The sequence below is a fragment of the Meiothermus taiwanensis WR-220 genome (assembly GCF_003568585.1).
Classification (GTDB): domain Bacteria; phylum Deinococcota; class Deinococci; order Deinococcales; family Thermaceae; genus Meiothermus; species Meiothermus taiwanensis.
Genome location: NZ_CP021130.1, coordinates 1,524,707 through 1,539,588, shown reverse-complemented (window position 1 = coordinate 1,539,588; position 14,882 = coordinate 1,524,707). Strand labels below are relative to the sequence as shown.

The following is a 14,882-nucleotide window of genomic DNA, read 5'->3' as shown; positions in this document are numbered from 1 at the left end:
GAGGTTGGATGCGAAGTTTCCGGTTAGAAGTCTGGGGTGAGCTGGCCTGCTTTACCCGGCCCGAGTTCAAGGTGGAGCGCTTCAGCTACCCCATCATCACCCCCAGCGCGGCGCGGGGGATCTTCGACGCCATCTACCTTGACTTCGATCCCCAGGACAAGACGCCCCTGATGTACTGGCAGGTGCAGCGCATCGAGGTGCTGAGCCCGGTGCGCTACATCGGCCTGATGCGCAACGAGGTCAAGGAGAAGGCCAGCGTGCGCAACATCCAGGGCTGGATGAAAGACCCCGGCAGCTTTGAGCCCCTGTACGCCGACGCCACCAGGGAGGATACCGGCCAGGACACCAAGGGCCGCACCCAGCGCCAGACCATGGCCCTCAAAAACGTGCGCTACCGCCTGACCGCCCAGGCCGTGCTCTACCGCGAAGACCCCGCTTTGCGGCAGAAAATCGAGCAGAGCTTTCTCCGGCGGGCCCGGGCCGGCCAGTGCATCTACCAGCCCTACCTGGGCTGCCGCGAGTTTACCGCTTACTTCCGGCTGGTGGAGGATGGGGAGACCGCCCCGGCCCCGGTGCCCTACAACGAAAAAATCGGCTGGATGCTCTACGACGTCTTCGACCTCTCGCGCCCAGGCCGGCCCCTGCGCACCGACCGGGGCGAGAAGCCCAGCATCAGCCTGTTCGAGGCCGAGGTGGTGCAGGGGGTGCTCGAGGTGCCCCCCTACCAGAGCCCACAGGTTCGCAAAGGGGGTGGGTGATGCTCTCGCAACTGGTCTCGTACACCCAGCAAAAGGGGTTGCTGTCCGAGCCGGGCTTTACCACCAAAGAAATCCGCTGGCTGGTGGGGGTGAGCCCCCAGGGGGCCTTCACCGAGCTGATTCCGTTGGATGGCCAGGTCAAAACCGCGCCCGACCTGCTCTTTGCAGAGATGATTGCTATGCCAAATGCCCTCAAGAGCATGGGCCACTCCGTGGAGCAGGCCGCCCACTTCCTGGCCGATACCTGCGCGGTGGTGTTTGGCCTGGCGGAGCGGGACGGGCAGGGCCAGGTCAAAAAGCCCGAGGAGCACGCTAAAAACCTGCAAAAGCAGGTTACTTTTCGTCTGCTGATTGAGCTGGCGGCGAGGGAGGTTCCGCTGCTAGAGCCCATCGCCCAGGCCTTGTCCAACCCCGAGGAGATGCAGCGGTTCCTGGGGCGGCTCGAGGCCCAGGCCCAGAAAAAAGGGGCCGAAAAGCTTAAGCCCACCGACAAAGTCTCCTTCCTGGTGCAGGGCCGGTGCGTGCTGGACTTTCCCGACTGGCACGACTGGTGGCGGTGCTTCAGGGCCCAGGCTTTCCCCAAGTCGGGCACAGAAGGGCGCATGCCCTCGTTCGCCAGCGGTGCGCTGGTGACCCCGGCCTCCACCCACCCCAAGGTGACCAAGCTGGGCGGGAGCGCCTTCGGGCACGCCCTGGTCACCTACGACAAGGAGGCCTTTGAGTCCTATGGCCTCTCGCAGGGGGAAAACGCAGCGGTGGAGGAGACCGCGGCCAACGCCTACCGGGCCGGGCTGGACGCTTTGCTGGAAAAAGCCGAGACCCTGGGCGAGATGAAGGTGGTGGTCTGGTACGACCAGCCGATCCCCGAGGAGGACGACTTTTTCAAAGACCTCTTCGCGCCCGCTGCAAACGAGGCCCAGGAGCTGCAGGCCCTCGAGCGCGCCCGCCAGGTTTTGCAGGCCCTGCGAACCGGCCAGGCCCCACCCAACCTGCACAACGCCCGCTTCTTTGCCGCGGCCATGAGCCCGGCCTCGGGCCGGGTGATGCTGCGCGACTGGCAGATGGGGCAGCTCGAGGACTTCATCGCCGCGGTGGCCGCCTGGTTCTCCGACCTCGCCATCGTGCGGCGCGACGGCCAGGGCCTGGCCAGCCCCCCCGGCCTCAACCGGCTCTTCCTCAGCCTCCAGCGGCCCAAAACCCCCGAGCAAAACTTCGACGATTACCTCAAACCCATCAAGCAGCTCCAGACCCCCCTCTGGCGGGCCGCCCTCAACCCCCGCCTGCCCATTCCTTACGCAGCGGTGGCCAAAATCATGGAGACCCACACCGCCGAGGTGATGACCGGGGCTTTTACCGAAGCCTTAAGGGCCCAGAAACCCGATGCTGCTGCCCTGGGGCGCCTCTACGCCCGCATGGGGCTTCTGAAGGCCTACCACAACCGCAAAGGAGGTTACCGGATGAGCGCAGAACTCGACCTAAGCCACCCCAGCCCGGCTTACCACTGTGGCCGTTTGATGTGCATCCTGGCCCAGATCCAGGAGGCCGCCAGCGAGTCGGAGATCAACGCCGGGGTGATCCAGCGCTACTACGGGGCGGCTTCCAGCACCCCCTCGCTGGTGCTGGGCCGCCTGACCCGGCTCTCGCAGCACCACCTGGCCAAGATGGCCAAGGACGCACCGGGCCTGGCCTACTGGTTCAACACCCAGCTCGCCGAGGTCTGGAAGGCCCTGGGCAAGAACCTGCCCCGCACCCTGAGCTTAGAGGAGCAGAGCCTCTTCGCCCTGGGCTACTACCAGCAGATGGCCGCCAGCCGCAAGAAATCGGAAAAGGAGGAGGTATGAGCCCTATCCAGAACCGCTACGAGTTTTTGCTGTTTTTTGATGTCAAGGACGGCAACCCCAACGGCGACCCCGACAGCGGCAACGCCCCCCGCGTCGACCCCGAGGACGGGCACGGCCTGGTGAGCGATGTGGCCCTGAAGCGGCGCATCCGCAACTACGCACAGCTGGCAGGGGCCAATATCTTCGTGCAGCACGGCACCAACCTGAACCGTCCAATCTTCGAGGCCCACATGAACACCGAGGGCGGCTTTACCGGGGGCAAGACCAAGGACAAGGTGGAGGCCGCGCGGCGCTGGATGTGCCAGCAGTTTTTCGATGTGCGCACCTTCGGTGCGGTGATGAGCACCGGGGCCAACGCCGGGCAGGTGCGGGGGCCGGTGCAGATCACCTTTGCCCGCAGCCTTGACCCCATCTTTCCGGCGGAGTTCAGCATCACCCGTGGGGCGGTGGCAGAGGACGTTAAAAACGCCAAAACCCTGGAGGACTACCTGCGCTGGGAAAAAGAGCAGCCCGAGGACAAGCTGCGCACCATGGGGCGCAAAAGCCAGGTGGCCTACGGGCTGTACATGGCCAAGGGCTTCATCAGCGCCCACCTGGCCGAGCAGACCGGCTTCAGCGAGGCCGACCTGAAGCTTCTGGTGGAGGCCCTCATGAACATGTTCGAGCACGACCGCAGCGCCAGCAAGGGCCATATGGCCACCCGCCGGCTGTACCTGTTCAAGCACGTGGGCACCGGCGACCCGGGCAACGCCGAGCAGAACCGGCGGCAGGCCAGGCTGGGCTGCGCCCCGGCCCACCGGCTGCTCGAGCTCGGCCAGGTGGTCTCGGTGGAGCGGGTGGACGAGAGCAGGCCCCCGCGCAGCTTCTCCGACTACCGAGTCGCTGCCGACCCCGCCCAACTGCCCAGGGGGGTGGTGATGCTCGAGCTTTCCGAGTGGGACGAGGCCAGGCTGGATGCCTGGATGGGAGCCTAGCCATGCCCAGGACGGTTCCGTCTACATCCTTTCAGCTCAAAACACCGGCCCTGGAGACCTGGAGGCTCAGGCTGCGCACCATCACCCCCCTGTTCGGCGGCAGCGCCACCCCCCGCGAGGTGGACGCCGCGAACCCCATCCGCCCCGCCAGCGTGCGCGGACAGCTGCGCTTCTGGTGGCGGGCTACGGCGGGGGCGCAGTACGCCAGCTCGGAAAAGCTTTTCGAGGCCGAGGAGGCCATCTGGGGGAGTGCGGAGAAGCAGGGGAGGGTGGCGCTGCGCATCCTCGAGCAGAAGGCCGGCGAGTTTGTCAGGCCCTCCGATCTGGTCGGGGACAGGGGTGCAGCAAAGACCGGGCCGATGGAGCGCTTCTTTCTGCACCCCTTCAACTTCAATAAAAAGGAGAACCTCCCGGAGGCCAGCGGGCTCAAGTGGGTGGAGTTTACCCTCGAGCTCATCCCCCACCTGTCGGAGGAAGAAAAAGAACACCTGCGCCGGGCTATTCGGGCCTGGATTGCTTTTGGCGGCATCGGTGCTCGCACCCGGCGGGGGGTGGGGGCCCTCGAGGTGCTGAACGAGCCCCAGGCCTGGCTGCCGGCCAGCCCCGAGCAGCTCAGGGCCTGGTTCGCCCAGCCCCCTGTGGAGAACCCCTCGCACACCACCCTGGCCGGTGCGGTGGTTCGCCTGGGCCAGCCCCGCAAGCCCAGCAATACCGACCCCTTCAAGGGCCACACCGCCTGGCGCGAGCTGGGCCGCTTCTGGGCCCGCCTGCGCAAGGGGCATTTTGTGAAGGATCCCCGGACGGGCGAAACCATGGCCTACACCCCCATGGCCGGGGGCAAGTGGAACGACCACAAGACCCTGCTGACCCTGGGATCCAAGCAGCAGGAGATCGCCCTGGCGAAGCCGTACCTGGGCCTGCCCATCGTTTACCAGCGCCTGGGGAATAGCTTTAGCGGTACCCTTGATGCAAAACACCCACAGGGCAGGCGCATGGCCTCCCCGGTCATCCTGAAGCCCATGGCCTTTGCCGATGGCAGCGTGCGCCCTGCGGTGGTGTTGCTCAAAGCCCCCCTGCCTGAGCGCATCCAGATTGGCAGCCGGGAGCTTGCCCTTCATATCCCCGAGGCCGACCCCGTGCTAGAAGCCCTCGAGGCCGACGACCCCCTCGAGGCCGTTCGCAAAGCGGCCCATATCCAGGGCTTTACCCAGGAGGTGCGCCTGTGACCTACCTGCTTTCCATCTCGATTGGCCCCGTACAGGACTTCATCGCCGCCGCCCGCCGCACCGCCGACCTCTACGCGGGCTCGCAGATTTTGCAGGAGCTGAGCCGAACGGTGGCCCGCTATCTGGCCGACCGGCAAGCCCGGCTGATCTTCCCGGCTGATAAGGAGGCCGATGGTGCCAACAAGATCCTGGCCGAGGTGGAGACTGACCCTGCCAAGCTGGCCGAAGGCGCGAAAGAAAAGGCGCAAGAGCGGCTGGAGGAGCTTTGGCAGGAAAGCATCGACAAACTGCCAGAGGAATATAGGAAACAGATCAATCACCAGAGGGCCCAAGAACAGCTCAAGCACTTCCTCGAGTTCTACGCAGCCTGGGTTCCGCTGGAAGACAACTACCCCCAGGCCCGGCAGGCCGTGGAGCGCCTGTTGGCCGGGCGCAAGGCCCTACGCGATTTTGCCCCTACCCAGCAAAATGACGAGGGCATACCCAAGTCGCCCCTCGACCCCTCGAGGGCTGCGGTTATCGACCCCAAAGAGTGGAGCGATGTAAACATCCGCCTGGAGGATGGCAGCTACAAGCCCCTAAGGATCAAGTCCACCGAGTATCTCGATGCGATCTCGCTGCTCAAACGCTGCTACGGCGTGCGGCAGTCCGGGGTGGTGGTGGACACCCGCACCATGGCCCGCCGGGCCAAAAACCCCGAGGCTATGCCCCAGGAGCGCTGGGGCGAGGACGACGACCGCATCACAGAACCCCAGCCCTACTTCGCCATCCTGGTGGCCGACGGCGACCGCATGGGCGAGCTGATCAGCCGGCAGGATAACCCCGAGGCCCACCGCGCGCTTTCCAAGACACTCGACGACTTCGCCCGCGAGGCCCGGCAGATCGTTCGAAAGTACCGCGGTTTTATGGTCTACTCCGGCGGCGACGATGTGCTGGCCTTTTTGCCGGTGAACCAGGCCGTGGCCTGCGCGCAAGACCTTTCCGAGGGCTTCCGACACCGGGTGCGCGGAACCCTCTCGGCAGGGGTGGCGGTGGTGCACTACCGCGAACCGCTCTCCCAGTCTTTGCAGAGGGCTCGAGACGCCGAAAAAGCGGCCAAGGATGGTGGGCGCAACGCTCTGGCGGTGGCCCTGCACACCCGGGGTGGAGCACCCATCACCGTGGTGCGCACCTGGGACAAGCTGCGCTGGGGTGAGCTATTGCAGTCGTTCGAGCAGGGCGATCTCACCCAGGGCCTGGCCTACGAGCTGCTCGAGCTGGCCCGGGAGTGGCAGGACGATATGAACGTGGCTTACCTGCAAGCCGAGGCCGAGCGCATTCTGGGGCGTAAGGAGCGCAAAGGCCTGAGGCTGCCCCTGTTCGAATCCCGCCAGGATCTGCTCGATTACGCCAAAGAGCTGGTTGTGGCCCGTTTTCTAAGCGGTGTTGAACTCGAGCACCCCAAGGAGGTTGCCCGTGCCTGAACGTGTTTTGGAAATTCAAGCCCTCACCCCCCAGTTTTGGCGCGATGGAAGGCCCTTCAGCGCCGCCGATGGAACCGAGACGGCCGCGCAAAGCCTGCCCCTGCCCTTGCCCAGCACGGTGGCCGGTTTTGTGCGCGCCCAGGTCGGTTTTGCCCAGAAGGCTAATTGGAGAGATTACCAGTATCTACAAAACCTTCACGGTCTGCCCATTTATGGCCCTTTGCTGGCCTGCGGCGAGGAAATTATCCTGCCCGCGCCGCGCGATGCCCTTGTCTACAGAAAAGACCAGCAGGATAGGGTCATGCGCCTGCAGCCCTTCCGGCCCGTGGGTGGGTGCAACCTGCCGGAAGGCCTGATGCCGCTGCGGGTGAGCGAGGATGTCAAACCCCAGACCGGCTATACCCTCTGGCGGCAGGGCGATATGGAGCGCTGGCTGCTGGGGGAGACCGTGCTGCCCGAGCGGGTGGCGGGCCCGCCCGCCGAACAACGCATCCATGTGGCCATGGATCCCTCCAAGGGCAAGGCCCAGGAAGGTCAGCTCTTTAGCGTGGGCTACCGCGCCCTCGAGCAGGTGCAGGATGGGCGGTACATCCCCTATACCCTGCGGGCCAGGGCCTCCCTGCCCGAGGGGCACACCCCCCAGCTGCTGGGGTTCCTGGGCGGTGAGTCGCGGCCGGTGGCGCTGCGGGTGCGCGAAGAGCTTTCGCGCTACTGGTGGGACTGCCCCACCAGCCTCAAGGAGGCTTTCGCCGGCCTGCAAAAGGGCCAGCTGATCCGCATGGTCTTGGCCACCCCGGCCCTGTTTGAGGATGGTTGGAGGCCGGGGTGGTTGAAAAAGCCGGGTGAACAACACCTGCCCCGGGGGCTGGCAAAGGTCAGGCTCAAGCTGGTGGCCGCGGCGGTGGGACGGCGGGAGCCGGTCTCGGGCTGGAGCCTGCGGAACAACCGACCCAAGCCGGTGCGCTGGATGGTGCCCGCGGGCAGCGTCTACTTCTTCGAGCTGCTGGAGGGCGATCCCAGCGCGGTGCTGGAAAGCTGGTTACGCCCGGTCTCGGACAACGAACAAGACCGTAAGGACGGCTTTGGACTTGCTGTATGGGGGGTGGGAAGCTATGCAGACTAAAGCTTTTTTCTTGCAGGCCCTGACCCCGGTGCATCCCGGCACCGGGCAGGTTTCGGGCTCGGTGATTGACCTGCCGGTGGCCCGCGAGGCGGCCACGGGCTTTCCGCTGATTCCCGCCAGCAGCCTCAAAGGGGTGCTGCGCGATGGACGCACGGACGAGGCGGCCAATAAGGTGTTTGGTTCGCCGGAGCAGATGGGCGAGCTGACCCTCACCGACGCCCGTTTGCTGCTGCTGCCGGTGCGTTCCTATGCCGGAACCTTCGCCCTCATCACCTGCCCGCTGGTGCTCCAGCGCTGGCGGCGCGACGCCGAAGCCCTGGGCCTGTCGCTGGAACTGCCCCAGCCCAGTATCACCGGCGAGGAAGTCCTGGCTGGGAGCGCCATCCAGTACAACCACCAGGTGATTCTGGAGGACATCGACCTCAGGGTAAAAGGCTCCTCGGAAGCGCTGGCCAAGGCCATTAGCGGGCTGCTGTTTGGGAAAGAGGAGCAAGGTCTGATGGAGCGCCTGGCCCTGGTGAGCAACGATGTGTTTAGCTACTTTTGCCAGACCGGCCTCGAGGTCATCGCCCGGGTGCGCCTCGAGAGTGCAAGCAAAACCGTTGCCAGCGGGGCTTTGTGGTACGAGGAGGCCGTCCCCGCCGAGGCCGTTTTCTCCTGCTTCGCCATCGCCAAAGACGCGGCGCACTTCGCCGAGCTGCACCGGCGCCCCTACCTTCAGATAGGGGGCGAGGCCAGCGTGGGGCGCGGTTTGCTGCGGGTGCTGGGGGGGGTATAGCCATGCCCCAGACCCGCAGCCAGAAGGATATGAAGCGGGCCCTGGAGCTGGTGAGCAGCCTGGAGCAGGCCGACCCCGAGCTCAGGAGGATCTACGGGGGCCTGTGCCACAGCTTCCCGGTGATGGTGCTGCAGAGCGGGCTGTGCCAGGCGGTGGCCTTTAGCGCCGACAAGGCCAGCGGCGAAGGCCCGCGGGCCCGGGCCCACCAGAAGCTGCTCGAGCACCTCGGGGCCATCCTCGAGGTAGAAGGCGACCTGCTGGCGTATCTACATGAGGCCCCCACCACGGCCTACATGCACCACACCCGGCGGGTGCTGGGGGCCTGGGTCTACTTCAAGCGCTTTGCTAGAAGCGTCCTGAAGGTTGAGGCGGGAGGGGACGATGAGGGCCGCTAGACTTCCCCTCGAGCCCCCCGATCACGCCGGGCTGGCGCTGTACAGGTACCTCAAGCAGCACGATGCCAGCAAGCAGGCGGCCCGGGCGCTGCTGGACTCGATCGCTGCCAGGCCCATTGCAAAGGTTTACAAAAACGCTTTTGAGCGCTGGAAAGCGGCCCTGAGCAACGCGCTCTTCCTCGAGGCCACCGCCCTCACCCCCCTGGCCATCGGCCTGGGCAACGCCAGCCCCATCGAGAACGGCCTGGCCATCCACCACACCTACGGAGTGCCCTACCTGCCGGGCAGCGCCCTCAAGGGGCTGGCCCTGCGGGCTTTCTTCGAGTTTCACGGCCTCGGGGCAGATCAGCGAAAAGCCCTGATGGAGGGCAAAAGCACCAGGCCCGGTGCCGAGGTTCCCGAAGAGATCAAAGAGCAAAAGCGAGTCCTCTTTGGCGACATCACAAGCGCCGCGCACCTGGTCTACTGGGACGGCTGGCTGGATCCCAGCAGCACTGAGCCCTTCCATAAAGACGTGATCACCGTGCACCACCAGGGCTACTACGGCAGCGGCGAAGTATGGCCCACCGACTTCGACGACCCCAACCCGGTGGGCTTCCTGAGCGTGAAGCCGGGAACGAAGTTTTGCCTGGCCCTCTCGAGCCCCTCGAGCCACGCCGAGGGCTGGGTTTTTGCCGCCGCCGAGATCCTGAAGTGGGGCCTGGAACACCTGGGCCTGGGGGGCAAGACCAATGCGGGCTACGGGTACTTCGAGGTAAAGCTGCCGCCCAGGCCCAAAAGCGAGGCGGATCTGGGTGAGGAACTCTACCAGAGCTACAAGGCCCGGATCGAAAAGATCAAGCCCGCTAACGAGCGCGGCGAGCTGGACTTTTTCCTCCAGGAGCTACGGGGTAAGCCAGCCCCCGTGCGCCGGCCTAGCCTCGAGGCCATCCGCAAGCACCTGCAAGAGTGGAGGGTTTGGAACCCCGATAAGAACCCCCAGCACGCCGAGATAAAGCGGCTACTGGAGGAGTAGCGGGCCTCACGAGATAAGCGCACGCAGTTGCGGAGGCATTTGCATGGACGAACTCGACGATGTATTCCCCGAGATAATCCCGGCTTCCTCCCAGCCGCAGGAGCCCCTGCCCCTGAGCGCCCTGGCCCAGTACACCTACTGCCCCCGCCGGGCGGCCCTGATTTTGCTGGAGGGCGAATGGGAGGACAACGAGTTCACCCTGCGCGGCAAGCACGCCCACGAGAACGTGGACATTCCGCAGGGTTTGTTGCGCGAGGGGGTCTGGGTGGAGCGCGCCCTGCCTTTGTGGTCGGAGCGGCTGGGGCTTACGGGCCGGGCCGATGTGGTGGAGTTTGTGGAGGGCGTGCCCTACCCGGTGGAGTACAAGCTGGGCCAGCGCTGGCCCCGCGAGCTGGCCCGCAAAGCCGCCGAGGTGCAGCTTTGCGCCCAGGCCTTGTGCCTGGAGGAGATGTTCGGCCAGAGCGTGAAGGAGGGGGCGCTCTTTAGCAAGTCGAGCCAGCGCCGCCGGGTGGTGTCCTTTACCCCCGAGCTGCGCGCGGCCACCCTGTCCACCATCGGTGCGCTGCGCAAACTCTTGCAGCAGGAGCAGCTGCCCCCACCCGCTGCCGATGAACGCTGCAAACACTGCTCGCTGCTGGGGGTGTGCATGCCCGAGGTGCCGCAGGCCCTGCAGACCTGGCAAGCCCGACAAACATCATGAACAGCGAGGTATTGAACACCCTTTACATACAAACCCAGGGCGTCTACCTGCGCCTCGAGGGCGATACCCTGCGCATCGAGCACGAAGACGTAACCCTACGCAACGTACCCCTGCACCACCTGGGAGGCCTGGCGCTGTTTGGCAATGTGCTGGTTTCGCCCTACCTGCTGCACCGCTGCGCCCAGGAGGGCCTCGAGGTCACCTGGTTCAGCGAGTCGGGCCGCTTCCAGGGGCGGCTTGCCGGCCCGGTTTCGGGCAATGTGCTGCTACGGCAGGCCCAGTACCGCGCGCTGGACAACCCCTCGAGCAGCCTCTACCTGGCCCAGCGCTTTGTGGAGGGCAAGCTCAAAAACGCCCGACTGGTTTTGCAGCGGGCGGTGCGGGAACGCGGCGAGACCGAGGCCCTGGCCCTGGCCCTCCGCGAGCACGAGGCCGCGCTGCGCCAGCTTCCGCAGGCCCGCTCGGTGGACGAGGTGCGGGGCCTGGAGGGCAACGCGGCCAGCGCCTACTTTGCGGCCTTTGGCGACCTTTTGCTCTCGGGCGAGTTCCGCTTCGACGGCCGCAACAAGCGCCCGCCGCGCGACCCGGTGAACGCCCTGCTCAGCTTCGTGTACGCCCTGCTCACCATCCAGTGCACCGCGGCCCTCGAGGGGGTGGGGCTCGACCCCCAGGCCGGCTTTTTGCACGCCCTGCGCCCGGGGCGCAATGCCCTGGCCCTCGACCTGATGGAGGAGTTCCGGGCCTGGTGGGCCGACCGGCTGGCCCTGTCGCTTTTGAACCGCAAGCAGCTGGCCCCCGAGCACTTCGAGACGCGACCCGGTGGGGCCGTTTTGCTGAACGAGGAAGGCCGAAAGGTGGTGATTGTGGCCTTCCAGACGCGCCGGCTGGAGACCGTTCAACACCCTTTGTTCAAAGAACCCGTACCGGTGGGCCTGCTACCCCATATCCAGGCCCGCCTGCTGGCCCGCTATTTGCGGGGCGATCTTCCGCAGTACCTGCCTTTTGTGGGGCGATAGGCATGGAACGGCTGGATATTCTGGTTACCTACGACGTAAACGTGACCTCCGCAGACGGTCAGGCGCGCCTGGCCCGTGTTGCCAAGATTTGCAAAAACTTCGGTCAGCGGGTGCAGATGTCGGTCTTCGAGTGCCGCGTCTCGCGGGCCCAGCTAGAAGACATGGAGGCCAAGCTGCTCAAAGTGATCGACCCGGACAAAGACAGCCTGCGCATCTACACCCTGCCCGGTGGTCGCGAGCGTTGTTTGCGCGTGCACGGTCAGGACAGGTACACTGATTTTGACGATCCACTGGTGGTCTAAGCCACCCTGGCACTTGCTTTGCGCGAACCCCAAGCAAGTGCCAAAACCCAGGGGGGTTCGCGCAAGCCGAGAAACTGGCTAGGGGACATTGAAAACCCGCTTTCCCTCCACCTTCCCCCACCCTGCGTCGGAAGCTTTTTTGGGGGGGTTCGCGCAAACGGCCTCTTGAGCCCCGTCCTGCACGCACGCTAGAATGAGGCCGTTGCACTCGGGCGAAAGCTCGAGTGAGGATTGAAACAATATTCTATTGATGTTTTTGAGGTTTTAGATATTAGTTGCACTCGGGCGAAAGCTCGAGTGAGGATTGAAACCGTGATGGGGCGAAGGGGCCGCGGGCCCCAGGGGCGTTGCACTCGGGCGAAAGCTCGAGTGAGGATTGAAACATTCGTGGATGGGCGAACTATTACCGTCACTGCGCGTTGCACTCGGGCGAAAGCTCGAGTGAGGATTGAAACGGAGAATTGCACGAGGTGCCGGCATGAAGGAATGTTGCACTCGGGCGAAAGCTCGAGTGAGGATTGAAACGTAGACCTCGGCATAGCTCCGGGGCTTGCGCAGCAGGTTGCACTCGGGCGAAAGCTCGAGTGAGGATTGAAACTGCTCCTTTGCCTACGCCAACCTTTCGGAGGCGGGTTGCACTCGGGCGAAAGCTCGAGTGAGGATTGAAACTGATAACCTTCACTAATAGGCGTGACTGCTACAACGTTGCACTCGGGCGAAAGCTCGAGTGAGGATTGAAACAATCTCGACCTCTCCAACAGGAGAGATTTCTTTTAGTTGCACTCGGGCGAAAGCTCGAGTGAGGATTGAAACTTATCAACATATACTCTTACAACAACACTACAATCGTTGCACTCGGGCGAAAGCTCGAGTGAGGATTGAAACTAGGACCTCCCTTTCAACCTCCTCCAGGGCAATGAAGCCCGTTGCACTCGGGCGAAAGCTCGAGTGAGGATTGAAACAAGGGGGCCCAAGAGGCCGCCAGGCTGTTCTCCAGTTGCACTCGGGCGAAAGCTCGAGTGAGGATTGAAACCCAAGGACAGGGATGATCCTCGGAAGGCAAAAAGGCGTTGCACTCGGGCGAAAGCTCGAGTGAGGATTGAAACGTCCACCTGGACCGCTATGTCCCTGCTCTCCAGAAGTCGCACTCGGGCGAGAGCTCGAGTGAGGATTGAAACACGGCTGATGCGATGACGCTAACCGATACAGCCACAGGTCGCACTCGGGCGAGAGCTCGAGTGAGGATTGAAACACCGCCTGATTAGCAATGTGTTGGGTCAGGATGCTTGTCGCACTCGGGCGAGAGCTCGAGTGAGGATTGAAACGCCAATCCATTGCCAGCGCCCCGCATATCCCGTAGGGTGTCGCACTCGGGCGAGAGCTCGAGTGAGGATTGAAACACCGTCAACCGCCCGGATGTCCGGGAGGTGCTCGGTCGCACTCGGGCGAGAGCTCGAGTGAGGATTGAAACTTGACCGGCGCCGTTGTGATGGTCCTCCAGGGATCAGTCGCACTCGGGCGAGAGCTCGAGTGAGGATTGAAACGCGGATATTGGGCTGGTTCCTACCTGGCGGATGATGTCGCACTCGGGCGAGAGCTCGAGTGAGGATTGAAACCTTGCCCGGGGCTTATGTGAAGGTGCAGGTGGGCAGCGTCGCACTCGGGCGAGAGCTCGAGTGAGGATTGAAACTCGCAAGAATCCTTTTATGCGGTTTTTTACGTATGTGTTGCACTCGGGCGAGAGCTCGAGTGCAGACAGAAACGAATGGGGGTTAGTCCTGGTCTGTAGACTCGCCAGGGTTGGGGGCTTCCTTGCGCGGTTTGAGCAAGGGAAAGAGAATCACATCGCGGATGCTTTCTTGATTGGTGAGCACCATAGCCAGCCGGTCTATGCCCAGGCCCATCCCGGCGGCGGGGGGCATGCCGTACTCGAGGGCCAGCAGAAAATCCTCGTCAATCTCGGGCTCTTCATCGTCGCCGGCTTCGCGACGCTTGGCTTGTTCCTGGAAACGGGCGCGCTGATCGAGGGCATCGTTTAGCTCGGAGTAAATAGGGGAGAGCTCGAAGCCTGCCACAAACAGGTCGGCGCGCTCGGTGAGGTTGGGTTTGTTGGGGTCGCGGTGGCGTTTGACCAGGGGGCTGATAGCGAGGGGCACATCCACCACAAAGGTAGGCTGAATCAGGGTGTGCTCCACATAGTGCCCAAACAGCTTGTCCAGCAACTTGTAGCTGGGTACGCTGCGCAGCTCGGGGTGCTTCTGATCGGCCCAGGTACGGAGGCGCTCGAGGTCGGTGGGGTCGAAGTCGAGGCCGGCTTGTTCTTTGAGGGATGTGACAAAATCGATGCGTCGGAAGGGCTTGGCAAAATCGATCTGGTGCTCACCGTAGCGCACCTGGGTGGTTCCAAAAAGGTGCTGCACCAGCCCCGAGAGCAGGTCTTCAACCAGGGCCATCATGTCGGTGTAGTCGGCATAGGCCCAGTAAGCTTCCAGCATGGTGAACTCGGGGTTGTGTTTGACCGAGATGCCCTCGTTGCGGTAGTTGCGGCCAATTTCATATACCTTTTCAAAGCCGCCTACCAGCAGGCGCTTGAGATGCAGCTCGAGGGCAATGCGCAGGTTGAACTCGTGGTCGAGCGCGTTGTGGAAGGTTTTGAAGGGCTTGGCCTCGGTGCCACCGGCAATGGCCTGGAGGGTGGGGCCTTCAACCTCCAAAAAGCCCCGCTGGTCGAAGAAATCGCGGATGTAGCGCACCATACGGCTGCGGATGCGAAACACCTCCCGCACCTCGGGGTTTTGGATCAGGTCGAGGTAGCGCTGGCGGTAGCGGGTTTCCACATCGCGGATGCCGTGCCATTTGTCGGGCAGGGGGTGGAGCGACTTGACCAGGGGTACAAACCTTCGAACCTTGATGGTTATCTCGCCGGTTTTGGTGGTAAAAACGGTTCCTTCGACCCCCAAAATATCGCCGATGTCGAGCTTTTTGATCAGGTCGTAGCGCTCGGTAATGTCGCGGGCCAGGTAGAGTTGAATGCGCCCGCTCTGGTCTTGCAGATGAGCAAAGCTGGCCTTACCCATGTGGCGGAAGGTCATCAGGCGGCCCGCTACGCGCACCTCTTCCTCGGGCCACTCCTGCTGGGGGGCGGCCCCGGCGTGGGCGGCCAGAATCTGGGCGGCATCGTGGGTTTTAGGGAAGCGATAGGGAAAGCGCTCGAAGCCGGCTTGCTCGAGGGCCTCGAGGTTGGCTAGGCGTTGTTGGGTCTGTTCGCTGTACTCAGGCATACGCACATCC

13 protein-coding genes and 1 CRISPR repeat array are annotated in these 14,882 nt (G+C 63.9%); of the genes, 12 read left to right on the top strand and 1 reads right to left on the bottom strand.

Annotated features, from left to right (window positions below; genetic code table 11):
* Positions 1–8 precede the first annotated feature (8 nt).
* Genes cas5c through cas2 form a run of 12 tightly spaced genes read left to right on the top strand, consistent with a single transcriptional unit; the run spans position 9 to position 11,591 of the window.
* Entirely contained in the window at positions 9–758 is a 750-nt protein-coding gene (gene cas5c / locus MTAI_RS07570) for a type I-C CRISPR-associated protein Cas5c (RefSeq protein ID WP_027888791.1), read from the top strand.
* Positions 758–2,599 (top strand): type I-C CRISPR-associated protein Cas8c/Csd1, encoded by a 1,842-nt coding sequence (gene cas8c, locus MTAI_RS07565; protein ID WP_027888790.1) that lies wholly within the window; start codon positions 758–760, stop codon positions 2,597–2,599. Before cas5c ends, cas8c begins: the two co-directional genes overlap by 1 nt.
* Positions 2,596–3,573, top strand: a complete 978-nt coding sequence (cas7c, locus tag MTAI_RS07560; protein WP_027888789.1) for a type I-C CRISPR-associated protein Cas7/Csd2 — start codon at positions 2,596–2,598, stop codon at positions 3,571–3,573. Before cas8c ends, cas7c begins: the two co-directional genes overlap by 4 nt.
* Positions 3,574–3,575: 2 nt before the next feature.
* Positions 3,576–4,799 (top strand): type III-B CRISPR module RAMP protein Cmr1, encoded by a 1,224-nt coding sequence (gene cmr1, locus MTAI_RS07555; RefSeq protein WP_027888788.1) that lies wholly within the window; start codon positions 3,576–3,578, stop codon positions 4,797–4,799.
* On the top strand, positions 4,796–6,262 hold the full coding sequence (gene cas10 / locus MTAI_RS07550; protein ID WP_027888787.1) for a type III-B CRISPR-associated protein Cas10/Cmr2: 1,467 nt from the start codon (positions 4,796–4,798) through the stop codon (positions 6,260–6,262). The genes cmr1 and cas10 overlap by 4 nt, the downstream gene beginning before the upstream one ends.
* The gene (locus tag MTAI_RS07545; protein ID WP_027888786.1) at positions 6,255–7,385 is read left to right on the top strand and encodes a type III-B CRISPR module-associated protein Cmr3; all 1,131 of its coding nucleotides are present in this window, start codon (positions 6,255–6,257) and stop codon (positions 7,383–7,385) included. Before cas10 ends, MTAI_RS07545 begins: the two co-directional genes overlap by 8 nt.
* Positions 7,375–8,163, top strand: a complete 789-nt coding sequence (gene cmr4, locus MTAI_RS07540) for a type III-B CRISPR module RAMP protein Cmr4 (protein ID WP_027888785.1) — start codon at positions 7,375–7,377, stop codon at positions 8,161–8,163. The genes MTAI_RS07545 and cmr4 overlap by 11 nt, the downstream gene beginning before the upstream one ends.
* 2 nt (positions 8,164–8,165) lie before the next feature.
* Complete coding sequence (cmr5, locus tag MTAI_RS07535; RefSeq protein ID WP_027888784.1) at positions 8,166–8,558, top strand: type III-B CRISPR module-associated protein Cmr5; 393 nt, start codon at positions 8,166–8,168, stop codon at positions 8,556–8,558.
* Complete coding sequence (gene cmr6, locus MTAI_RS07530; protein WP_027888783.1) at positions 8,545–9,573, top strand: type III-B CRISPR module RAMP protein Cmr6; 1,029 nt, start codon at positions 8,545–8,547, stop codon at positions 9,571–9,573. Before cmr5 ends, cmr6 begins: the two co-directional genes overlap by 14 nt.
* Positions 9,574–9,616: 43 nt before the next feature.
* Positions 9,617–10,273 (top strand): CRISPR-associated protein Cas4, encoded by a 657-nt coding sequence (gene cas4 / locus MTAI_RS07525; protein ID WP_027888782.1) that lies wholly within the window; start codon positions 9,617–9,619, stop codon positions 10,271–10,273.
* The gene (cas1c, locus tag MTAI_RS07520) at positions 10,270–11,289 is read left to right on the top strand and encodes a type I-C CRISPR-associated endonuclease Cas1c (protein ID WP_187388516.1); all 1,020 of its coding nucleotides are present in this window, start codon (positions 10,270–10,272) and stop codon (positions 11,287–11,289) included. Before cas4 ends, cas1c begins: the two co-directional genes overlap by 4 nt.
* A 2-nt stretch (positions 11,290–11,291) precedes the next feature.
* Positions 11,292–11,591: a CRISPR-associated endonuclease Cas2 gene (cas2, locus tag MTAI_RS07515; protein ID WP_013013740.1), complete on the top strand. Its 300-nt coding sequence runs from the start codon at positions 11,292–11,294 to the stop codon at positions 11,589–11,591.
* A 201-nt stretch (positions 11,592–11,792) separates the two neighbouring features.
* Positions 11,793–13,354: a CRISPR direct-repeat array (repeat unit 37 nt; unit sequence GTCGCACTCGGGCGAGAGCTCGAGTGAGGATTGAAAC).
* Positions 13,355–13,363: 9 nt separating this feature from the next.
* On the opposite strand, the gene lysS is transcribed toward cas2, so the two are convergent.
* Positions 13,364–14,872, bottom strand: a complete 1,509-nt coding sequence (gene lysS, locus MTAI_RS07510; RefSeq protein ID WP_027886796.1) for a lysine--tRNA ligase — start codon at positions 14,870–14,872, stop codon at positions 13,364–13,366.
* Positions 14,873–14,882 lie beyond the last annotated feature (10 nt).